Origin of the sequence: Marinifilum sp. N1E240 (assembly GCF_009295825.1) — a bacterium.
In the GTDB taxonomy this organism is placed as follows: Bacteria; Bacteroidota; Bacteroidia; order Bacteroidales; family Marinifilaceae; genus Marinifilum_A; species Marinifilum_A sediminis.
Window position 1 is genome coordinate 219,626 of sequence record NZ_WHKF01000005.1, and the last position, 23,399, is coordinate 243,024.

16 protein-coding genes are annotated in these 23,399 nt (G+C 34.4%); 8 read left to right on the top strand and 8 right to left on the bottom strand.

What is annotated here, in order from left to right:
• Positions 1-36: 36 nt before the first annotated feature.
• Both sprA and gcvH read left to right on the top strand, forming a co-directional pair.
• Positions 37-7,563 (top strand): cell surface protein SprA, encoded by a 7,527-nt coding sequence (gene sprA, locus GCQ56_RS14410; RefSeq protein ID WP_152735190.1) that lies wholly within the window; start codon positions 37-39, stop codon positions 7,561-7,563.
• Between the two features lie 149 nt (positions 7,564-7,712).
• Positions 7,713-8,087, top strand: coding sequence for a glycine cleavage system protein GcvH (gcvH, locus tag GCQ56_RS14415; RefSeq protein WP_152735191.1), 375 nt, complete (start codon positions 7,713-7,715; stop codon positions 8,085-8,087).
• Positions 8,088-8,142: 55 nt separating this feature from the next.
• Here gcvH and GCQ56_RS14420 read toward each other — a convergent pair whose 3' ends face one another.
• From GCQ56_RS14420 to rimP, 6 genes are all read right to left on the bottom strand, one after another.
• Positions 8,143-9,348 carry a hypothetical protein gene (locus GCQ56_RS14420; RefSeq protein WP_152735192.1) on the bottom strand — a complete coding sequence of 402 codons (1,206 nt, stop codon included), beginning with the start codon at positions 9,346-9,348 and terminating at the stop codon, positions 8,143-8,145.
• 4 nt (positions 9,349-9,352) lie between these two features.
• The gene (locus GCQ56_RS14425) at positions 9,353-9,952 is read right to left on the bottom strand and encodes a hypothetical protein (protein WP_152735193.1); all 600 of its coding nucleotides are present in this window, start codon (positions 9,950-9,952) and stop codon (positions 9,353-9,355) included.
• Positions 9,930-10,469, bottom strand: a complete 540-nt coding sequence (locus GCQ56_RS14430; RefSeq protein ID WP_152735194.1) for an RNA polymerase sigma factor — start codon at positions 10,467-10,469, stop codon at positions 9,930-9,932. Before GCQ56_RS14430 ends, GCQ56_RS14425 begins: the two co-directional genes overlap by 23 nt.
• A 244-nt stretch (positions 10,470-10,713) precedes the next feature.
• Entirely contained in the window at positions 10,714-13,731 is a 3,018-nt protein-coding gene (gene infB / locus GCQ56_RS14435; protein WP_152735195.1) for a translation initiation factor IF-2, read from the bottom strand.
• 63 nt (positions 13,732-13,794) lie between these two features.
• Positions 13,795-15,036 (bottom strand): transcription termination factor NusA, encoded by a 1,242-nt coding sequence (nusA, locus tag GCQ56_RS14440; RefSeq protein ID WP_152735196.1) that lies wholly within the window; start codon positions 15,034-15,036, stop codon positions 13,795-13,797.
• An 11-nt stretch (positions 15,037-15,047) separates the two neighbouring features.
• Positions 15,048-15,512, bottom strand: coding sequence for a ribosome assembly cofactor RimP (rimP, locus tag GCQ56_RS14445; protein ID WP_152735197.1), 465 nt, complete (start codon positions 15,510-15,512; stop codon positions 15,048-15,050).
• A gap of 347 nt (positions 15,513-15,859) precedes the next feature.
• Here rimP and GCQ56_RS14450 point away from each other — a divergent pair, with 347 nt between their 5' ends.
• From GCQ56_RS14450 to GCQ56_RS20640, 6 genes are all read left to right on the top strand, one after another.
• Positions 15,860-17,116: an HD domain-containing protein gene (locus GCQ56_RS14450; RefSeq protein ID WP_152735198.1), complete on the top strand. Its 1,257-nt coding sequence runs from the start codon at positions 15,860-15,862 to the stop codon at positions 17,114-17,116.
• Between the two features lie 224 nt (positions 17,117-17,340).
• Positions 17,341-18,381, top strand: coding sequence for a UDP-3-O-(3-hydroxymyristoyl)glucosamine N-acyltransferase (gene lpxD, locus GCQ56_RS14455; RefSeq protein ID WP_152735199.1), 1,041 nt, complete (start codon positions 17,341-17,343; stop codon positions 18,379-18,381).
• A gap of 48 nt (positions 18,382-18,429) precedes the next feature.
• Entirely contained in the window at positions 18,430-19,821 is a 1,392-nt protein-coding gene (locus GCQ56_RS14460; RefSeq protein ID WP_152735200.1) for a bifunctional UDP-3-O-[3-hydroxymyristoyl] N-acetylglucosamine deacetylase/3-hydroxyacyl-ACP dehydratase, read from the top strand.
• 65 nt (positions 19,822-19,886) lie between these two features.
• Positions 19,887-20,669 (top strand): acyl-ACP--UDP-N-acetylglucosamine O-acyltransferase, encoded by a 783-nt coding sequence (gene lpxA, locus GCQ56_RS14465; RefSeq protein WP_152735201.1) that lies wholly within the window; start codon positions 19,887-19,889, stop codon positions 20,667-20,669.
• 346 nt (positions 20,670-21,015) lie between these two features.
• Complete coding sequence (locus GCQ56_RS14470; RefSeq protein WP_227006084.1) at positions 21,016-21,369, top strand: transposase; 354 nt, start codon at positions 21,016-21,018, stop codon at positions 21,367-21,369.
• Positions 21,369-21,491: a hypothetical protein gene (locus tag GCQ56_RS20640; RefSeq protein ID WP_255473222.1), complete on the top strand. Its 123-nt coding sequence runs from the start codon at positions 21,369-21,371 to the stop codon at positions 21,489-21,491. Before GCQ56_RS14470 ends, GCQ56_RS20640 begins: the two co-directional genes overlap by 1 nt.
• Positions 21,492-21,690: 199 nt before the next feature.
• On the opposite strand, the gene thiL is transcribed toward GCQ56_RS20640, so the two are convergent.
• Entirely contained in the window at positions 21,691-22,737 is a 1,047-nt protein-coding gene (thiL, locus tag GCQ56_RS14475) for a thiamine-phosphate kinase (RefSeq protein ID WP_152735202.1), read from the bottom strand.
• A gap of 115 nt (positions 22,738-22,852) precedes the next feature.
• Positions 22,853-23,392 (bottom strand): redoxin domain-containing protein, encoded by a 540-nt coding sequence (locus GCQ56_RS14480; RefSeq protein WP_152735203.1) that lies wholly within the window; start codon positions 23,390-23,392, stop codon positions 22,853-22,855.
• Positions 23,393-23,399 lie beyond the last annotated feature (7 nt).

Genomic DNA, 23,399 nt, shown 5'->3' on the forward strand with positions numbered 1-23,399 from the left:
TAATTGCTTTACTAACCTAAGGTAATCTAACTAGAATTGAAAAAACTGTTTAAATATACTCTGGCCCTCTGTTTTGTATTACTGTGTAGTGCTTTAAAAAGCAACCAATCGGTTAATGCTGGTTATTTTCCATATGATAATCTGTTCGAAAACTACCAACAAACAGATACTTTGAAGAATGCTAATGCCAATTCTCAAAGAATCGTAAATCCGCGATCACCTTTTTTTAAAGATAATCCTAATGCTAAGAATGATTCTTTAAGGTATCCTTTTGATGATGAAAACGACAATGTTGAGTTTGGTTCTCAGCAAGAATCATCTTTGTATTTAAAAGATCCTAAAAATATTCAATCCTCTATTCAATATGACCCTGTAAGCGGGAATTATATTCTTGTAAAAAAGATTGGAGAAATGCAGTATCGAAGACCAATATCGATGACTGCTGAAGAATATGAAAAGTATGTGGCGGAAACTTCTATTCGAGACTATTGGATGGAACGTAGTCGTAACGATGGTGCATCTTCGAATAACGAATTGGTTCCAGATATGAAATTTGGAGGACAATTTGTAGATAAAATTTTTGGAAGCAATACCATTAAAATAAAGCCACAGGGGTCGGCTGAATTAACTTTCGGAATCAATACAACAAAGGTTGAAAATCCAACTCTTCCCGAAAATTTAAGAAAAACGACCAGTTTCGATTTTGATGAGAAAATTCAAATGAATGTAACTGGTACCGTTGGGGAGAAATTGAAAATGGATGTCAATTACAATACTGAAGCAACTTTTGATTTTGAAAATCAAATGCGCCTGGAGTATACTGGTGACGAAGATGAGATTATTAAGAAAGTGGAAGCTGGAAATGTTTCTATGCCTATTTCGAATACTCTTATTACAGGAGGTCAAAACCTTTTTGGTGTTAAAACACAAATGCAATTTGGCAAATTATCGGTAACATCTGTTTTCTCACAACAAAAAGGTGAAACTTCGGTCATTCAGTTAGAAAATGGAGCTCAGGAAAATGAGTATGAAATTTCGGTTGATCAGTATGAGGCAAATCGTCACTTTTTCCTTTCAAAATATTTCTATGATAATTACGATAAGGCACTTGCAAATTTGCCTGTTGTAAATTCTGCAATATCTATTAATAAAATTGAAGTTTGGGTAACCAATAAAACATCAAATTTTCAGAGTGCCAGAAATGTAGTTTCATTTGTTGATTTGGCTGAAGATGCTGCTAATATTGATAAAACTGGGCTTTTTACTGCAGATGTAAGTAGTACGTTACCTTCTAATGAAAGGAATAATTTGTATGATCGAATGCTGAATGAATTTTCGGCTATTCGCGATATTAACGAGGTTACGAGCACACTGAGTACTGTAGGTGGTGGTTTTGCAAGTGGATATGATTATGAGAAGGTAGAAAATGCGAGAAAACTTACTGAGTCGGAATATGAAGTTAATGAGAAGTTAGGATACATTTCTTTGACTCAGGCTTTGAATGCCGATGAAGTTTTGGCCGTATCATACGAATATACATATAGAGGACAGGTGTATAGAGTAGGAGAATTTTCTTCTGATGGAGTAAGTGCTCCGCAAACTCTAATAATGAAACTTTTGAAAGGTACTAATCTAAGTCCTAAGCAACCTACCTGGGAGCTTATGATGAAAAATATCTATAATATTGGTGCGTATCAGGTTAACCAAGAGGATTTTGTGCTGAATATTTTATATCAGAACGATCAGGCAGGAACTAAGGTTAATTATTTACCTGAAGGAGATATTAAAAATGAGATATTACTACAAGTACTAAATCTGGATAATCTTAATTCTCAGTTGGATCCTGGTTCAGATGGGATGTTCGATTATATCAATGGAGTAACAATTTATAGTAATAATGGTAGAATTATCTTCCCTATAATAGAACCATTTGGAGAATTTTTAAGAGAGAAAATAGGAAACAATGCAATTGCTGATAAATACGTTTTTGAAGAATTATATGAATTAACTCAGAATGAAGCGCAGCAAATTGCAGAAAAGAATAAATACTCTCTTAAAGGAAGTTATAAGTCATCTACCAGTTCAGAGATTTCGCTGAATGCCTTAAATGTAGAGCCCGGATCGGTAAGTGTAAAGGCTGGAGGTATCAAATTGGTTGAAAATATCGATTATACCGTAGATTATACTTTAGGTCGTGTTAAAATTATTAATCAAAGTTTGTTAGAGTCAAGTACTCCAATTACGATCGAATCTGAGAACAATTCACTTTTTAATATTCAAACAAAAACATTACTTGGTGTTCAAATGGATTATCAGATTAATGATGATTTTAATTTAGGAGCCACTGTAATGCACCTTTCTGAACAGCCATTAACACAGAAAGTGAATATTGGTGATGAACCAATTTCCAATACAATTTGGGGATTAAACGGTAGTTACCAAACCGAATCGATGTTTCTAACCAGAATGATAGACAAGCTACCATTTATTGAGACAAAAGAGCCATCGAAAATTTCGGTAGAAGGGGAATTTGCTCAATTAATTCCTGGACATAATAGTGCCATTGGAAGTTCGGGAACTGCTTATATAGATGATTTTGAGGGCACCGAAACATCTATAGATATGAAAAGTTTGAGTTCATGGGTGTTGGCGAGTACACCTCAAAATAATGAGGCTCAGTTTCCTGAAGGAAAATTGAGTGATGATTTATCGTATGGTTTCAACCGTGCAAAATTAGCATGGTACGTTATCGACCCATTGTTCTTGAGAAACAATTCAGCAACTCCAGGTCATATTAAAGCGGATAAGGATCAACAATCAAATCACTTTGTTCGTGAAATTTACGAAGAAGAAATTTGGCCAAATAAAGAGAGAGCTTCTGGAGTTCCAACGAATATATCTGTATTAAACTTAGCATATTACCCAGAGGAGAAAGGTCCTTACAATTATGATGTTGATGGTGAGCCGGGAATTTCACAGGGTATGAAACCTGATGGAACATTGAATGATCCAGAAAGTAGATGGGGAGGTATCATGCGTAGAATAGAAACCAATGATTTCGAAGCTGCAAATATTGCCTACATTGAGTTTTGGATGATGGATCCATTTGTTTACGATGAAAACCATAAGGGTGGTGATTTGTACTTTAATTTGGGTAATGTTTCGGAGGATGTACTGAGGGACTCAAGAAAATCTTTTGAAAATGGATTACCAACCGATGAGAATATCACATTGGTTGACAGTACGGTTTGGGGACGTGTTCCATTGGTACAATCTCTAGTAAATGCATTTGATAATAATACCAATTCCAGAAGATATCAGGATGTTGGTCTTGATGGATTAAGTACGACTGATGAGTTAACTTATTTCGATGATTATATACAAGCTATTAGTATATCTGGAAATTTAGGAACAGGATCTGGAGCTTATCAAAAAGCAGTAAATGACCCATCTAGTGATAACTATCATTATTTTAGAGGTAGCGATTACGATGCTGATGAAGTTAGTATTCTGGAAAGATATAAACAATATAATGGTCCGGAAGGAAACTCTCCTACTTCGGAATTATCTCCAGAAGCTTATCCAACATCGGCAACAACTCTGCCTGACGTGGAGGATATCAACCATGATAATACTTTGAGTGAGAGTGAAGCTTACTATCAATATCGAGTTCACCTAGAACCTAGTGAAATGGAAATTGGTAAAAATTTCATTACTGATAAAATCACGAGTAATGTTGATTTAGAGAATGGTACCGAGGGAACTGTAAATTGGTTTCAATTTAAAATTCCGGTGAGTGAATTCGAAGATCAATTTGGTAATATTAGTGACTTTACCTCCATTCGATTTATGAGAATGTTCTTAAAGGATTTTGATGAAGAGGTAATCATGCGTTTTGCGACACTTGATTTGGTTCGAGACGATTGGAGAAAATATGAACAGGCCATTAATGAGGAGATTAATGATGTTGTTGTTTCGGATGCTGGTTTTGATATCACTGCGATTAATATTGAGGAAAATGCAGCTAAGGAACCTGTAAATTATGTATTGCCTCCTGGAATTGATCGTGTTGTAGATCCTAGTAATCCACAACTTATTCAGTTGAACGAGCAGGCAATTTTGCTGAAAGTTACCGATTTGGAGAATGGAAAAGGAAAAGGTGCTTATAAAACCTTAAATATGGACGTTCGTAAATATGGCAAATTAAAAATGGATGTTCATGCCGAAGAAATTGATGGTTTTCCATTGAATGACGAGGAAGTAACTGCATTTATTCGATTGGGATCCGATTATCAGGATAACTACTATGAATATGAAATACCATTGCACTTGACTGCTCCAGGTTTATATAATGGAGATAATGAGGATGATAGATTATTGGTTTGGCCAGATGAAAATAGATTTGATTTTAAATTGAAATTGTTTCAAACCATAAAGCAATTGAGAAATGATGCGGTTAGAGCTTCGGCATTAGTTGATTATTCAACAGTTTATAGTTCTACAGTAGAGGAGCTTTCAGATGATTCAGATCCTAATAAAACCAATCATATTGTTCGAATTAAGGGTAATCCAAATCTCGCTAACGTAAGAACTGTAATGATTGGTATTAAGAATCCGATTGAAGATATTACGGGAAGTGACGATCAGCAACCAAAGTCGGTAGAAGTTTGGATGAATGAATTGCGTTTGACTGATTTTGATGAAGAAGGAGGTTGGGCAGCCAATTTAAGAGTAACAACAAAATTGGCGGATTTAGGTACGGTTACCTGGGCAGGAACAAAAATAACTTCCGGATTTGGAGGAATAGAAGATGGAGTTAATGAAAGATATACCGATGATATCTTCCAGTATGATTTATCTGCTAGTTTGGAATTAGGAAAGTTTTTTCCTGAAAAATCGGGGGTTAAAATACCATTGTATTATGCCATATCTGAGGAAACAATAAGTCCTGAGTACAATCCATTAGATCCGGATATACCACTAGATGTAGCTTTGGATAATGCAGACACGAAAGCCGAAAGAGATTCGATAAAACACATCTCTCAGGAATATACAAAACGTAAGAGTTTCAACTTAACCAATGTAAGAATTGAAAAGAAAGAGGGGAAGCCAAAATTATTGGATGTGTCAAATCTTTCCTTAACCTATTCTTATAATGAAACTTATTCGCGTGATGTGAATACGGTTCGCGATTTAGAAAAGAATTACCGAGGCGTTATTAATTATAACTATACCAATCGACCTAAGATTGTTCAACCGTTCAAAAAGGTTAAATCACTACAGAAGCCAGCATATAGGTTAATTAAAGATTTCAATTTTTACTATTTGCCTACTCAGCTTTCTTTCAGGTCTGATTTGCAACGATACTACCATGAAATAGAAAATCGAAACATTGAAGAGCCAGGTTTAAAAATTGACCCTTCGTATGATAAAGATTTTATTTGGTACAGGTATTATGATTTGAAATACAATTTAACTAAAGGTTTAAAGTTTGATTTCTCTGCAACGAATACCTCGAGAATAGATGAACCTGATGGAATTGTTGATAGAGATCGTGATCGCGATGCCTATGATATCTGGAAAGATTCGATTTGGAATAATATAATGGATGGTGGTAGAAACATTCAGTATCACCATAATTTTAATGTTACTTATACGGTACCAATTAATAAAATACCATTGCTAAATTGGACTTCGCTTAATGCAAGATATTCCGGATCTTACGATTGGGATGCAGGTGCAGTAACAGCCGATACAATTGAGTTAGGGAATACAATTCGCAATTCCAATAACATTCAGTTGAACGGTCAACTAAAAATGGTGAGTCTTTATAATAAAATTGGATTCCTGAAAAAAATCAATCGGAAATACGATTCGAACCGGAAATACAAAAAGAAAACCAAGAGTTATAAGAAAGTAAATTACGAGGGAAATCTGGATGAGTTAAAGGCTGGAGTTCCTACATCAATTTACCACAAACTATTAACCGAAGACATTACTGTAAAGGTATACGATAAACAAGGGCGAGAGGTAAAAGTTAAGGTTAAACCTGTAACAGGAAACCGCGCTAAAATCACAGCATCGAAAAATGTGAAAGATCTTCGTGTGAGAATTACAGGTAAAGTAACCGAGAAAGATGGTATTCTTACGGTTATTGGTGAAAAGTTTTTACGAACATTGATGAGTGTTAGAAATATCAGTATCAACTATTCGGAGATAAACTCGACTACTTTACCTGGATACTTACCACAAACCAATTACTTTGGTGGAGAATCGTTTAATGGGACTAAAGCACCGGGATTTAAGTTTTTAAGCGGAGGTCAGGATAGAGGTTTTGCCAGAACTGCTGCTGATAATGGTTGGATTACCACTGATCAAACCTTGAATGAGCCTTATGTAATGAGTCATACTCAAAATTTCTCATTGCGAAGTACAATTGAGCCAGTTAAAGGTTTAAAGATTGATTTAACAGCCAATAGAAATTATTCAAGGAACAGAAGTGAATACTATATTTATAATGAAGATAATTCTACTTTTTCAAATGAAAATCTAGTAAAATCAGGTAATTTCAGCATGAGTTTTATGAGTGTTAAATCTGCATTTTTCACGATTGGAAACACCGGAGATTACTCTTCCAAGTATTTCGATGAATTCCTTGAAACCCGAAAAAGTGAATCGTTGAGATTGGCGAAGAATCGATATGGTTCTTCATATGAAGATCATTCAATATTAGATGAGAAAGGTGATGAAACTGGATTTTACGACGGATACAATTCTACTTCTCAGGAAGTATTAATACCTGCATTTTTAAAAGCATATGGTAATGGTGGAAGTGGTTATAACAAACTATTCCCAGGTATCGATAAAATGATGCCAAATTGGAGAGTAACTTTTGAAGGTTTGTCTAAACTGCCATTTGTTAAGCGTTATTTCAAATCCATTAATATGAGTCATGCATATACATCTACATACGATGTTGGTTCATACAATACCAATTTAAGCTATGAAGAAGGGGATGATGGTTTTAGTATAATCAGAGATATGTCTGATAACTTTTTGCCACTATATGAAGCAAATTCGATTTCGATTAACGAACAATTTAATCCACTTATAAATGTGGATATGATTTGGAAAAATAACTTTTCTACAAGTTTTGAGATTAAGCGAACGCGAAATTTAATCTTGAGTTTAACCAATACTCAATTAACCGAAGTAGCTTCTAACGAGGTGATATTTGGATTGGGTTATAGATTCGATAATTTCGGAATGATCATTGGTTCGGGATCGCGACAAAAGAAATTTAAGAGTGATTTGAATTTACGTGGGGATTTATCGATACGTAAAAACAGTACGATTATTCGAAAAATTGTTGATGAAGTGGATCAGTTAACTTCAGGACAGAAAGTAGTTACATTGAAAATGAGTGCCGACTACGTTTTAAGTAACCGATTCAATTTGCGACTGTATTATGATCGTATTGTAAATACACCGTATGTATCGCTTTCGTATCCGACTACTACTACCGAGTTTGGTGCGAGTATTCGATTTACATTGGCTAATTAATCGTCTTTTAAGACTGGTTTTAAATGACTTGTTAAAATTTTAAGATTAAGTTGTAAAACATTCATTTCAAACAAAAGTCATATTTTATAATTGAAAAAAAAATGTAAATTTGAGCCATTAATAAACCTCTTTTAAAACAACATACTATCATGAATGTACCTGAAAATTTAAAGTACACAAAAGATCACGAATGGATTCGTGTAGAAGGTGATAACGCTTTTATTGGTGTGACAGACTTTGCTCAAGGAGAACTTGGAGACATCGTTTTTGTCGAAGTTGAAACCGAAGGCGAAGAATTAGATAAAGAAGAAGTATTTGGAACTATTGAAGCTGTTAAAACAGTATCTGATATGTTCATGCCAATTGGTGGTGAAGTATTAGAGTTTAACGAAAAGCTTGAAGATGCTCCTGAATCAATCAACTCTGATCCTTATGGTGAAGGTTGGATTGTTAAAGTAAAAATTGCTGATACTGCAGAATTAGAAGAATTACTAACTGCTGAGCAATACCAAGAATTACTATAAGAGAATTCTCGATATAGAAAACCCCTTTCACCATTGGTAAAAGGGGTTTTTAAATTTAGAAATTAAGAGAAAAACCAATACCTAGAAGGAATTTCTCATCGTGAAAAGAGTAATTGAATTCGGGTTGAATATTTATTCCATTATGGAAACCGTACTTGAAAAATATTCTTCCAGTATCTTTTCCATAAATCTCCCCTTCGCGCCTTACTAAGTATCCAAATCCAGCTCCTATCCATTGATTTTTACCAATTGGATCACCGGTTTTAATATCCATTAAAGCATCTATAAATACATTATTTTTAATCTTATTATCTTGACCAAAAGATTTAAGTTGAGTTCTCAATCCTACTTTAGATGAGTAATTCATTTTTTCATTAAATTGTAAGTATAAATAGGTGTTAGCATTCGCAGAAAGCTTGCCTTTTACGATAGAAGTCCCAACACCAGCATCTAAACCTACTTTTAAAAACCTCGGTCTTTCGTTTCCTTTCTCACCTAATTTTCTGTCATATTTAAATTCACCATTTTCTTTTTTGTAGTGTAGTTTTGAAAAGTACTGATAATATCTTCTCTTCAGGAATCGTTCTTTTTCGCTTGCTAGAAAGTTTTTGATTTTATTAAAATCAAATTCATTTATTTCATCTAGATCTGTTACATAAAATCTAATGCTCCAAAGCAATTCTTTAACTTCTATTATATGTTGCCATTGTACTTTGTTATACAATTTGTTTTTCTTAATTAAAAACTCTCTACTTTCTTGCGAAGTTTTTCTTTCGTTAACGCTTAGTTTATATTTTTTACTGATTTTGCCTTTATAGTAGTTTTTGTACGTTATATAGTTTAAACTATCTCGTTTTTCTTTTGAAATACCTGCGTCTTTTGATTCTTGATTATTAAGTTTTATAGTTTCAAAAAATTCTTTAGAGTATAAGTTTGGTCTTTTTGAGTGGAGTGTTATATGATATTTTCTTTCATCTTTAAATGGGATTTCATGCAGTTTTTCCTTTAAAATTTCTAGATCATGATTAAGAGGATTCCAAAAAAAAGTATTTGAATATTCATCCTTCATGGAACCAAAAATATTGTACCAGGAATAACTTAATTCAATCATTTTTCCTTCTCCATAATCAATGAAAAGCGTATCTCTTTTGTTCGATAAACCCCATTGGTAATTTTTAGGTGCGTTAAACCATTTCCCTTGCGATTTTACTTCTGGTATCAAAATAAAAGCTATTAGGAATAATATTATTATTTTTTTCATATTGTTAATTTTTAAATAGTTTGCCAATCTTTCTTGCAAGTGACTTACTCTTCGATTGGTTACTTGTATTACTTGCCAAACGATCACTTTCATAGTAAACAGGTAAATCGAGTTCCGGAATCTCGCGTTCTGTTTCGTCTAGTTGTTTGCGTTTGGTAATTTGTATGTATAGTTTATCTTCTACATTATTTTGGAATACTATTGGCTGATTAATTACAATTGTTGGCAGTTGAGGTAATGGAAAATAATTTCTTTGATCCAATAGTGCTATATTCGATTTCACTAGAGAATCTCTTAATATTTGGTTTTTAGTTTCAACTTGTTTCTTCTTTATTTTCAGGGACGAAATAAGATTTTTTTGGCTCACTATATTACCTTGTTGACTTGTAATGTAATTGTATTGTTGATAATGAAGGTAAAGTGAAGAACCTAGCATTGGAATGAGAATTGCCACAGCAATTTTCCAATTCTTATTCGATTTTTGTCGTATTCTACCTTGCAAAGAGCTTAAAATTCGATCTTTATTGAAAGTAATATCCGATGGAATACAACTCTGATTTTTAAGGTTTTTTATAAAAATATCATCCAACATATTTGGCTGCATAATTGTGCGATTTTAACTGTGTTTTTAAAGTATTTCTTGCTCTAGTTAGTTGTGAGCGAGATGCACTTTCACTAATATTTAATTCTTTGGCTATTTCCTTGTGTGAATAGCCTTCTATAACATAGAGATTGAAAACAGTTCGATATCCATCTGGCAGATTTCTAATCACTTTTAAACAAGATTCTAATTCAAGTGTATTTTCTATGTCTGGTATTTCTAATATTGATAAATTTTGAAATTCATTGTCGTTTGCTAAAGTCAATCTTTTTTGTTCTCTTAGGAAGAGTAAACTCTCGTTAACCATAATTTGATTTAACCATCCGATGGTTGCTTTTTCATTTTCAAATTTGAAATTATCTAAAGCTTCGTAAATTTTAATAAATCCTCTTTGTAATACTTCTTCAGCATCGAATTGAGAAGCAACATATCGTAGCACCAAAAGAAAGAGTGGTTTAGAATAAGACTGATAAAGCCTGTTGAAAACAGTTTTCTTATTTTTCTTAAAGAGTCTTAGCATCTAACTTTTAGCTTTTCGATTATTTGAATTTCTCTAATTTACATATAGAATACATAAGCTTAATAAAACGCTGCATCAAGTTTTAAAATAATTTCACATAAGTGAGTTTGGAGGTGTAAATATTTTATCAGATTTATTGTAAATCGTAAGCCTTCTTGGGGATCGACTAAAATGATTGATTTAGTATGGAGCAAAAAAAAAGCAGTCCGTTTGGACTGCTTTTTAAATATATTTGAATTGTGTATTACAATTTCTTTTTCACTTCGGTTTCTTCGAATGCTTCAACCATATCTCCAACTTTGATATCGTTGTATTTTTCGATGTTCAAACCACACTCGTATCCTTTTGCAACATCTTTTGCGTCATCTTTAAATCGCTTCAAAGATCCTAATGTTCCCGTGTGGATAACAATACCATCACGGATTAGACGGATTCGAGAACTACGTTTGATTTTTCCTTCACGAACAATACAACCAGCAATTGTTCCAACTTTACTAATCTTGAATGTTTCAAGAACTTCAACAGTTGCCACAATTTCTTCCTTAATTTCAGGAGAAAGCATACCTTCCATTGCTGATTTCAATTCTTCAATTGCATCGTAGATAATTGAGTACAGACGGATATCAATTTCTTCCTTCTCAGCAAGCTTACGCGCTCCGATAGATGGACGAACCTGGAAACCTACAATAATCGCGTTAGACGCTGTTGCAAGCATCACATCCGATTCTGAAATCTGACCAACTGCTTTGTGAATAACATTCACTTGAATTTCTTCAGTAGAAAGCTTGATTAATGAATCAGAAAGTGCCTCGATAGAACCATCCACATCACCTTTCACAATTACATTCAACTCCTGGAAGTTTCCAATTGCAATACGACGACCAATCTCATCAAGGGTAATGTGTTTCTGAGTACGAAGACCTTGCTCACGCTGTAACTGTTCACGTTTGTTAGCAATGTTACGAGCTTCTTTTTCACTCTCCATTACATTAAAGTTGTCACCGGCTTGTGGAGCACCATTTAAACCAAGAATCAATGCTGGTTCTGATGGACCTACTGTATCAATTTTATTACCACGTTCGTTAAACATCGCTTTAACGTGACCGGTATAACTACCTGCTAGTAATACATCACCAACTTTAAGTGTTCCGGCTTGTACCAATAATGTAGTTACATAACCACGACCTTTATCAAGTGATGATTCAATAACAGAACCAATTGCACGTTTGTTAGGATTAGCCTTAGCTTCAAGCAATTCTGCTTCCAATAAAACTTTCTCTAATAACTCTTCGATGTTAACACCGTTTTTAGCTGAAATTTCCTGACACTGATACTTACCACCCCAATCTTCGGTCATGTAATTCATGTTGGCAAGTTCACTTTTAATGCGATCAACATCAGCACCCGGCTTATCAATTTTATTAATTGCAAATACAATTGGCACACCTGCTGCACTAGCGTGATTAATCGCCTCAATTGTCTGTGGCATCACGTTATCATCTGCTGCTACAATAATAATTGCAATATCTGTTACCTGAGCACCACGAGCACGCATCGCCGTAAAGGCTTCGTGACCTGGAGTATCAAGGAAAGTAATTTTTCTACCATCTTCTAAAGCTACATTATATGCACCAATATGCTGGGTAATACCACCGGCTTCACCAGCAATTACGTTAGCATGACGAATGTAGTCCAAAAGTGATGTTTTACCATGGTCAACGTGACCCATTACGGTAACAATTGGTGGACGATCAACCAAATCTTCATCAGCGTCAACTTCTTCTTCAATTGATTCCTGAAGTTCAACACTTACAAATTCAGCTTTGTAGTTAAATTCTTCAGCAACAATGGCAATGGTTTCTGCATCCAACCTTTGATTGATCGATACAAATAAACCTAATCCCATACAAGTTGCAATAATGTTGGTAACCGGCACCTCCATCATTGTTGCCAATTCGTTAACCGTAACGAATTCGGTCAACTTCAATACGTTCTTTTCTGCTGCTTGCTGTTCAGCTAATTCAGCTTGTTTTGCACTTGCAATTTCACGTTTTTCTCTACGGTGCTTTGATCCTTTCGATTTACCTCCTTTAGAAGTTAATCTTGCAAGAGTATCTTTAATTTGCTTTTGTACATCTTCTTCGGTAACCTCTTTTTTAACAATCTTTTTCTTCTTAAGCTTGTTAAATTTTCCAGTACCTTTTTGTCTGGTGCCTTGCTGATTGCCTTGACCACCTTGCTGGCGACCTTGTCCCTGACCTTGTCCTGGCTTATTTTGTCCCTGGTTAGCTACATTAACTTTTTCGCTATCCTTTTTAATTCTCTTGCGCTTTTTGCGCTGTTGATTACCAGCTTTATCTTTATTGTTACTTGGTTTCTTCTCTACTGGAAGTTCAATTTTACCAACAACAGTAGGACCAGATAGCTTTTGTGTAGAAGACTTAAAAATTTCTTCTTTTCCACCCACTTTATCAGCAGGAGAATTTTCCTGTTTCAAAGGATGTTGTTGAGCTGAAGCCTTCTGCTTTTCTCTTCTCTCCACTTCTTTTTCAGCTTTGGTCTTTTTGGCAGGTCTTGTTTTTTGATTTAGAGCATCTAAATCAATTTTCCCTACCACTTTAAGCTCTTCCTTGCTATCTTGTTTAGAAGTTTGAGCTTTTTCCTCTTTCTTAGGACTTTCCATTTTAACGCTTTGGTCATCTTTAGCGGACTTCTCAGTCGGCTTCGATGGTTTTTCAGTAACTTCTTCTTTTACAGGCTTTGGAGTTTCCACTTTTTTAGGAGCTTCCTTCTTTTTAGGTTCTTCCACTTTTTTCTCAGCTTTTACAACCTTTGGCTTAACTTCTTCAACCTTTTCTTTTTTAACCTCTACTTTTTCCTGTTTTGGCTTTTTCGCTTTTGGCTTTAATGCGTCCAAATCGATTTTCCCTACCACTTTAACAGGGGCTTCAGCAGGAGTTTCCTCCTTAGTTTTTTCAACAGTTTCTTCTTTGGCAGTTTCTTCTGAGTCGGAATCCAACGAAATTGTCTCTTTCTTTTCTCTGGTACTTTTCAAGTTTACCTTTTCCGATTCTTCCTTCAGTTTTAAATCTGAACTGTACTCTTTAGCCAGAATATTATATGCATTCTCTGAAACTTTAGTATTTGGATTTGAATCAATCTCAATACCTTTTTTGTTCAGAAAATCAACTATAGTAGATATTCCAACATTGAATTCTCTTGCTAGTTTACTAAGTCTTATATTTTTATTGACTTTTGCCATATTTAGAAGTTAACTGTTAAAATGTGCCGTTTCAATAATTTATGCGGAATTCCCTAAATTGGTTTATTCAAATTCAGATCTAAAAATATTTAAAATATCATTAATAGTTTCAATTTCTAAATCTGTTCTTTTTTCCAATTCTTCAGCGGAAAGTTCCAATACGCTTCTTGCTGTATCACAACCGATTTTCTTCAACTCATCGATTACCCAAGCTTCAATCTCATCGGTAAATTCTGAAAGATTAACATCTTCCTCTCCTTCTTCCTCTGATTTTTCACGATATACGTCAATTTCGTATCCGGTAAGCTGACTCGCAAGTTTAATGTTTAAACCACCTTTACCAATTGCTAATGATACCTCTTCAGGATTCAAATATACATCAGCACGTCCATCTTCTTCCAAAATTTTGATAGAAGATACCTTTGCAGGGTTTAATGCTCTTGTGATAAACAATTGTTTATTGGCAGTGTAATTTATTACATCAATGTTCTCATTTTTCAATTCACGAACAATTCCGTGAATTCTTGATCCCTTCATCCCCACGCAGGCTCCTACTGGATCAATTCTTTCATCGTATGATTCAACCGCAACCTTTGCTCTTTCACCAGGGATGCGTACAATTTTCTTAATCGTGATTAATCCATCGAAAATTTCTGGTACTTCCAACTCGAACAATCTCTCAAGGAATACAGGAGACGTTCTGGAAATAATAATTAATGGACTATTGTTTTTAACCTCAACACGAATAACAACAGCTCTGATAGATTCTCCTTTTCTGAAATAGTCAGAAGGAATTTGTTCTGTTTTTGGAAGAATTAGTTCATTTCCTTCATCATCCAAAATCAAAATTTCTTTTTTCCAGATCTGATAAACCTCACCAGTGATAATTTCACCAATACGGTCTTTGTAATTGTTAAAGATGTTGTCTTTTTCCAATTCAAGAATTCTTGCAGAAAGATTCTGACGTAGGGTTAGAATTGAACGTCTTCCGAAATCCAAAAACTTAACTTCGTCGGTTACCTCTTCTCCAAGTTCGTAATCTTCATCAATTTTCTTCGCCTCAGACAGTGAAATTTGAAGATTCTTATCTTCAACTTCTCCATCTTGCACAACTTCACGGTTTCTCCAGATTTCCAAGTCACCTTTATCTGGATTGATAATTATATCGAAATTTTCATCGGTACCATAGTTCTTTAATAGAAGATTTCTAAATACATCTTCTAAAACACTCATCATGGTAGCACGATCGATGTTTTTCAATTCTTTAAATTCTGAAAAAGTCTCAATAAGATTCATGTTATTCAGCTGTTTACTTGTTAAAAAGTAATGATATCTTTTGTTGATTTAATTTGATCAAAAGCGAAAGTGTAAGGAGTAAGAATGACTTGCTTTTTCTTTTTGCCTTCTACTTTTACTTTTTCTTCAATCTCAACTGTTATTTCGTTTTCACCTACGGTGATTAATTTGCCTTTTTGTTTTAACCCTTCTGTAGTAAGGACCTCAACTTCTCTACCAATATTTTTGTGGTATTGTTGAATTACTTGAAAAGGTTGACCGATTCCAGCCGAAGCAACCTGAAGTTCAAAATCTTCAATTTCTCGATCAAAGTTTTTTTCAATTGCTCGACTTAACTCAATACAGGTGCTAATTGGTACACCTTTCATGCTATCAATCATTACTGAAATGGCATTGCCAGTTGAAACGCTTACGTCAACGATGAACAGTTCGGTTTCAGCGATTTCCTTTTCAATTATTTCAAGTACAATTTTTTTATCAATCATATATCAGTTAATGTCAATAAAATAGGGGACTTTCTGCCCCCTAAAGTACACGTTATTCTTACTTTTCGATGCAAAATTAGAGATAAATGTTTTAAAAAACAAATGGCATTCCTCTAAATTATTGTATTCTAACCGCTAAAGAAAATTTTTTGAATAAAAATAGCGTTATTATAATGCACTTTTTGATTTTTTGGGAGCTTAATAGTCAGTATGGTAAACAATTAGATTCGAAGCTGTAATTGATCATCATTTTATGTCTTAATAAGCTAACAAACATTTTTTTATATCCATAGGCATTCTTGATGGGATGTTATACATTTGTTCATATCTCATAATATTAAGTGCTTATGTCCGATAACTCTCCAATTAAGAAAAAAATTGTAAATGATCCGGTTCACGGATTTATACACATACCTTCTGGTATTTCTTATCATTTAGTTGAACATCGTTTTTTTCAACGATTAAGAAGAATAAAGCAGTTAGGACTTACCTATTTGGTTTTTCCGGGTACCTTTCACAATAGATTTCAACATGCTTTGGGTGCGACTCATTTAATGGGATTAGCTATAGAAACCTTACGCTCAAAAGGAAATGAAATTACTATGGAGGAGGAAGAAGCGGTTTACGCTGCGATTTTACTTCATGATATTGGACATGGACCTTTTTCGCATGCACTAGAATACAGTATTGTAAATGGTATTACCCATGAAAGGCTTTCTGAATTGTTTATGGAGCATTTGAATGATCAGTTTAATGGAGAGCTAAGTGTGGCAATACAAATCTTTAAGAATAAATATCCCAAGCATTTTTTAAATCAGCTGGTTTCGAGTCAATTGGATATGGATCGTTTGGATTATTTGCGAAGAGACAGTTTCTTTTCCGGTGTTACAGAAGGAGTTGTTGGTTCAGCCAGAATTATTAAAATGCTTGACGTAAGAGATGATAATTTGGTGGTTGAAGCAAAAGGAATTTACTCCATAGAAAAATTTTTAATTGCAAGAAGGTTGATGTATTGGCAGGTTTACCTTCATAAAACTGTAATTGCTGCCGAGGAAATGCTGGTGTATGTTCTTAAGAGAGCAAAATATTTGGCTGAACGTGGTGAGCATTTATTTGCTACACCATCACTGCATTATTTCTTGTATAATAAAGTTGGAGAAGAACAGTTTGAAAGTTCGGATAGAGTATTGGCTAATTGGACTGCTTTAGAGGTGTTTGCGAATTTAGATGATGATGATATAATGGTCTGTATTAAAGTATGGGCGACTCATGAAGATACTGTATTATCGTATTTGTGTAAATGTATTCGCGATAGACAATTGTTTAAAATAGAAATTCAGAAAACGGATTTCACATCGGAATATATTGAGAAAACCAGAAAAAGAATAAAAAATTATTTCGGCTGCTCTGAACACGCACTGGATTTTATTGTTATCAATGGTGATATTAGTAATAATGCCTATAGCTCGGGTGATGATCATATAAGCATCTTGAATAAAGATGGATCTCAATGTGATATTGCTGAAGCTTCGGATATGCTAAATGTTGATTCTCTCTCTAAAACGGTTAAAAAATATTATTTGTGTTACCCTAAAATAGATTGAAGTTAAGTTACCTTAATGTAATTGTTCAAGCGAGTGAATATCAGCAAGTAAACTATTCTGAATAAGGGGTTAATGGGAAAAAAATTTTATGTGCATGAAATATTTGTTAGATTTGCAGAAATTTTTTTCGTATTAATCAGATATATTGGATGATTAGTGCCTGGAAACAAACCGGCATTTCAAATATAAATCTGCTTGATATAAATCTGAAAAAAGCAGAACAAATGAATTTTACAGCCCAAGATATTGCAGAATTTCTTAATGGAGAAGTAGATGGCGACGGAAATGTTGCTGTAAACAATGTATCCAGAATTGAAGAAGGCAAACCAGGTACTCTCTCTTTTTTAGCAAACCCTAAATACGAGCATTATATTTATACAACCGATTCATCAATTGTATTGGTGAATAAAGATTTTAAGGCAGAGAAAGAAATTTCGGCAACTCTGGTAAGGGTTGATGATGCTTATCAGTCTTTAGCAAAATTGCTTGAAATGTATGAGCAAAGTAAGCCTCAGAAAATAGGAATTGAAGAGCCATCGTATGTAAGTAAAACTGCAACGGTAGGCGATAAGGTTTATGTAGGTGCTTTTGCATACATTGGTACCAATGTTAAAATTGGTGAGAATGTAAAAATATATCCTCACTCTTATATTGGTGATAATGTAATTATTGGTGACAATACCATTTTAAACTCAGGAGTGAAAATTTACGAGAACTGTAAAATTGGTTCAGATTGTATTTTCCATTCTGGCGTAGTGATAGGTGGAGATGGATTTGGATTTGCTCCGTCATCAGCCAATGACTATAAGAAAGTTCCTCAGGTAGGAAGTGTTGTTATTGAAGATCATGTTGAAATTGGTGCTAACACTTGTGTTGATAGAGCAACAATGGGAGCTACTATTATCCGTAAAGGGGTAAAGTTGGATAATCTTATTCAGGTTGCACACAATGTTGAGATTGATGAGAACACTGTGATTGCATCTCAAACAGGTATCGCAGGAAGCACTAAAATTGGTAAGAATTGTATGATTGGTGGACAAGTTGGTTTTGCCGGACATATAAGTATTACCGATGAAGTGAAAATAGCAGCTCAATCGGGACTTGGGAAAAATATTAAAAAGGTAGGTGCTGTAGTACAAGGATCGCCTGCATTTGAATTTGGTCCTTACCAAAAATCGTACGTATTGTTTAGAAATCTTCCAAAGATGAGAGAACAGTTGATCGATTTAGAGAGAAAAGTAAAACAATTAGAAGAAGAGAAATAGGGAGATTTCTCTCTGGTAACTAGTATATCAAAAATTATTGTCGAGTTTATGGCAGATAAGCAGAGAACATTAGCGAAAGAATTTACATTAACAGGAAAAGGACTTCATACAGGTTTAGAGGTTTCTATTAAGTTTGTACCTGCTCCTGAAAATCACGGATATCAGTTTAAACGTGTTGATCTGGAAGGTCAACCAACTTTAGCAGCAAGTGCCGAGTACGTAGGAGATACTTCTCGAGGAACTGTTTTGCAAAAAGGCGATTTCAAAGTTCAAACAGTAGAGCATGCCTTATCGGCTTTATATGGTTTAGGTGTTGATAACTGTATGATTGAGATGAACTCTCCAGAACCTCCAATTTTAGATGGAAGTGCTAAATTTTACGTTGAAGGAATTGAAGAGGTAGGTATAGTTGAACAAGATGCTGTTCGTGAATATTACGTAGTAAAAGAAAAAATTACTTATAAGGATGAAGCTCGTGGTTCGGAAATAAGCATTCTTCCAGATAATGAATATAGCGTTGATACGATGATTTCTTTCGATTCGAAAGTGTTGAGAAATCAATTTGCCCGCTTAACATCCTTAAATGATTATAAAGATGAAATTTCAATGTGTCGTACTTTTGTTTTTGTACGCGAATTGGAGTTTTTATTGAATAACAATTTGGTGAAAGGTGGAGATTTGGATAATGCCATTGTGATCATGGATCAACCAATGGAACAAAAAGAGCTTGACCGAATTGCAGATTTATTTGATCACACCAGAGTTGAAGTGAAAGAAGGAATATTAAGTAATCTTGAACTTTACTTCGATAATGAATGTGCTCGTCATAAACTATTAGACGTGATTGGTGATCTTGCTCTTTGTGGCAAGTTTATTAAGGGAAAAGTAATTGCAAGCTGCCCAGGTCACGGTCCAAATACCGAAATGGCAAAATTATTAATCAAACGAATTAAAAAAGAAATGGGAAAAGATTCAGTTCCGGCTTATGACCCAAATAAAGAGCCAGTGTTAGACATTAACGGGGTAATGGGATTATTGCCTCACCGTCCTCCTTTTTTATTGGTTGACAAAATTATAGATATTCAGGATGATAGCATCGTGGGTGTAAAAAATGTATCAATGAACGAACCTTTCTTCGTTGGTCATTTCCCAGGAGAACCAGTTATGCCGGGTGTATTAATGGTAGAAGCTATGGCTCAATGTGGTGGAATTTTAGTTCTTAGCCAGGTTGAAGATCCTGAAAATTATGGTACTTATTTCTTGACTCAGAATAACATTAAGTTTAGAAAGAAAGTAGTTCCTGGTGATACTTTAATTTTTAAATTAAAGTTCTTATCTCCAATTCGTAGGGGAGTTGCTAACATGCGCGGTTTAGCTTTTGTTGGTGATACTATTGTTGCCGAAGGTGAGTTTATGGCTCAGATCGCAAAGAAAAAATAAGAATTTTTAACTACTACCTTGCATAATCTTCATTGAGGATTATCTAGTAAAGAAAATAGATTAAAATGAAGCAACCGTTAGCATATGTACATCCAGAGGCAAAAATCGCAGATAATGTTGTGATAGAGCCGTTTGTTACTATTGACAAAGATGTTGTAATTGAAGAAGGTACTCGTATTGGTTCTAATGCTACCATTATGGAGGGAACTCGTATTGGTAAAAACTGTAATGTTTTTCCAGGAGCTGTAATTGGAGCAACCCCGCAGGATTTAAAATTCCGTGGTGAAAAAACAACTGTTGAAATTGGTAACAACACAACAATTCGCGAGTGTGTAACCATTAATAGAGGAACTGCTGCAAAAGGTAAAACAATTGTTGGTGATAATTGTTTGTTAATGGCATACGTTCATGTTGCACATGATAGCGTTGTTGGAAACAATTGTATTATTGGTAATGCTACTCAAATAGCAGGTGAAGTTGTAATCGACGATTTTGCTATTTTAAGTGGGTTAGTTGCTATTCACCAATTTGTTCACATTGGTTCTCATGTTATGGTTTCAGGAGGTTCTTTAGTTCGTAAAGATATTCCACCATTCGTGAAGGCTGGTCGTGAGCCGGTTTCATATATTGGTGTAAACTCAATTGGTTTGCGTCGTCGTGAATTCGGAAATGAAAAAATTCGTGAAATTCAGGATGTATATCGTTACTTGTACCAAAAAGGTATGAATAACTTTACAGCATTGGAAGCTATTGAGGCCGAAATGCCAGCTTCACCTGAGCGTGATGAAATTATTCTGTTTGTGAAGAACTCTAAGCGTGGTATCATGAGAGGATACTTCCCAGAGTAAACACAATTCAACTAGGATATGAAAAAAGTGAGATCTTCGAAAGAGAATCTCACTTTTTTTGTTTTTAAGCATTTTATAGAGAGCCACAATAAAATATTGATTCTGTTAATTTAAATAATATTGTTAATTTAATGAATGTTTTTTGCACCACGAAGTGGTAGCTTATTTCAGCCCAAAGTAAGGCTTTGGGGTAATTAATAATTGGAATGGGTTCGCCCTGAAAGGGCACTTTAATCTTTATTAATATGGCACAATCATTATCGAAACTATTTGTACACATTATTTTTCATGTGAAAAATAATTCAATCAAAATCAAAAGGAAAATCGTGCAGAACTTTATGCTTATATGGGTGCTGTAATTAAGGATAATGGTTCTATTCCAATAATAATTAATGGGGTTGAAGATCATGTTCACGTTCTTTGTGTGATGTCAAAAAATATTGCTCTTGCAAAATTAGTAGAAGAGATTAAAAGACACAGTAGTCGTTGGATTAAAACTAAAGGGATCAATTATTCAAAGTTTGCATGGCAGGCTGGTTATGCTGGTTTTTCTGTAAGTTCCTCTTTACATGAAAAAACAAAATTGTATATTAAAAATCAGGAAGCACATCATCAAAAATTGAGTTTCAAAGATGAATACCTTTTGTTTTTGAAGGAATATGGCATTGAGTATAAGGAAGAATATATATGGAGTGATTAATGATTGAATTGCCCTTTCAGGGCGAGGATATTGATGATGGATATCCAAAGGTGTTACCTTTGGCTGAATTAAATCAGACTTTCAGTCTGAATGTTGAGATTCTATTTAAACATGATTTATGAACGCCACAACGTGGCAATTTACTTCATTCAAAAGCAGCGCTTTGAGGTGAATGAGAAACGGAATAAGAATCGTCCTGTAAGGACAGTTTAAATATGAAACATTACCTGATTGACAATCAATTATTAATAAAAAACCCGAGTAATTTACTCGGGTTCATGTGGGTTTTCAACCCAATTATTTTTAAAAAGGATGAGGTATTTAATCTTCTTTAATAGGATTCCAACCCTGAGCCTGTAATTCTATCTCTACATTATCACGTGTTACCAAATAATGACCTTTCGATGCTTCGGTAATGTGACCAATTACTTTCACATCTTCAATTTTTTCAATATCGTCGAATTTATCCAAAGGAACGGTGAATAACAGCTCATAATCTTCTCCACCATTAAGCGAAAAGGTACTGTAGTTCATATTTAGCTCTTCAGCCATTTTATGAGTTGCATAGTCTACCGGAATTTTCTCTTCGTAAACCTGGCATCCAACTTTCGATTCTTCACAAATGTGCATCAATTCCGATGACAATCCATCTGAGATATCAATCATTGATGTAGGGACAATTTTTGCCTCTTTTAGTCTTTCGTAGATATCTTTTCTGGCTTCAGGTTTTAATTGACGCTCCAAAATGTAATCGTGACCCGATAAATCTGGTTGCATGTTTGGATTGTTATCGAAAACGCGTTTCTCGCGCTCTAGCAATTGTAATCCGGCATAAGCCGCACCTAAATTACCACTAACACAAACCAAATCATTTACTTTAGCACCACTTCTATATGCCAATTCTTCTTCTTTGGCTTCACCAATAGCAGTTACCGAAATACACATTCCTGTTAGTGATGATGTAGTGTCTCCACCTACCAAATCAACATCGTAATTCTCACAAGCCAAACGGATACCATCATAAATTTCATCTAAAGCTTCAACGGTAAATCGTTTAGAAATAGCAATGGAAACAGTCACCTGTTTTGGACAAGCATTCATGGCATAAACATCTGATACGTTTACCGCAATAGCTTTGTATCCCAGGTGCTTTAAAGGAGTATACATTAAATCAAAATGAATTCCCTCTACCAACAAGTCAGTAGTCACAACCGTTTTTTTGTTGCTGTAATCAAGCACGGCAGCATCGTCGCCAACACCAACATTGGAACTTGAGTGCTTTAACTTGATGTTTTTAGTCAGATGTTTGATTAAACCGAATTCTCCCATAGAAGAAATGTCGGTTCCTTGTGCCTTGTTTTCCTGCATAATAAGCTGATATCTAAATTTAGAATTTGCCTGCAAAGGTAGAAAAAATATTAAACCCTACAGGAATTATTAACCTGTTAGGTTTTGACTACCAGATATGAAAAAATAATTTTAATTATCTAATTCTTGCAGCACGAGTATATTTAATCAATGTACGAGCTGTTACTGCTCCATCAAAATGTTGCACGAATTGTTTATGCTTGTCGAAAATGAAAACACAAGGAAGTGATTTGGAACCAAAAGTTTCTTCAAACTCATTGTTCTCATATCTCAAAACAGTAAGGTTCAATTTTTCTCTTAGCTTGTTTTTCTTCATGAAGATGTTTATGTTTTTTATTTCATCTTTGGTAACAAACAAGAGTTGGAAGTCATTGTACTCTTTGGAATAGTGACTCATAATTTTAGCTTCCTCGTGACAATAGGGGCAAAAATTACCAAAGTGAACCACAACAATAGGTTTATCTTTTTCTAAGTTGACATTGGAAAATGAGTTTCCTAATGTGTCTTGAAAATTGAATTCGGGCAAATAGGTAAGCCCCACTTTAGCTTCCTGCTTTAATTGTTTTTCTTTTTTATCCTTTTGTTTCTTAATAATAGTAACACTTGTAATTGTTAAGATTACGATTATAAAGATTGCAGCTAATTTTCTATTCATGATTTAT

Coding starts and splice junctions, on each gene's coding strand:
- gcvH (WP_152735191.1), top strand. CDS start 7,713: ATGAATGTACCTGAAAATTTAAAGTACACAAAAGATCACGAATGGATT.
- GCQ56_RS14420 (WP_152735192.1), bottom strand. CDS start 9,348: ATGAAAAAAATAATAATATTATTCCTAATAGCTTTTATTTTGATACCA.
- GCQ56_RS14425 (WP_152735193.1), bottom strand. CDS start 9,952: ATGCAGCCAAATATGTTGGATGATATTTTTATAAAAAACCTTAAAAAT.
- GCQ56_RS14430 (WP_152735194.1), bottom strand. CDS start 10,469: ATGCTAAGACTCTTTAAGAAAAATAAGAAAACTGTTTTCAACAGGCTT.
- infB (WP_152735195.1), bottom strand. CDS start 13,731: ATGGCAAAAGTCAATAAAAATATAAGACTTAGTAAACTAGCAAGAGAA.
- rimP (WP_152735197.1), bottom strand. CDS start 15,512: ATGATTGATAAAAAAATTGTACTTGAAATAATTGAAAAGGAAATCGCT.
- GCQ56_RS14450 (WP_152735198.1), top strand. CDS start 15,860: ATGTCCGATAACTCTCCAATTAAGAAAAAAATTGTAAATGATCCGGTT.
- lpxD (WP_152735199.1), top strand. CDS start 17,341: ATGAATTTTACAGCCCAAGATATTGCAGAATTTCTTAATGGAGAAGTA.
- GCQ56_RS14460 (WP_152735200.1), top strand. CDS start 18,430: ATGGCAGATAAGCAGAGAACATTAGCGAAAGAATTTACATTAACAGGA.
- lpxA (WP_152735201.1), top strand. CDS start 19,887: ATGAAGCAACCGTTAGCATATGTACATCCAGAGGCAAAAATCGCAGAT.
- GCQ56_RS14470 (WP_227006084.1), top strand. CDS start 21,016: ATGGGTGCTGTAATTAAGGATAATGGTTCTATTCCAATAATAATTAAT.
- GCQ56_RS20640 (WP_255473222.1), top strand. CDS start 21,369: ATGATTGAATTGCCCTTTCAGGGCGAGGATATTGATGATGGATATCCA.
- thiL (WP_152735202.1), bottom strand. CDS start 22,737: ATGCAGGAAAACAAGGCACAAGGAACCGACATTTCTTCTATGGGAGAA.
- GCQ56_RS14480 (WP_152735203.1), bottom strand. CDS start 23,392: ATGAATAGAAAATTAGCTGCAATCTTTATAATCGTAATCTTAACAATT.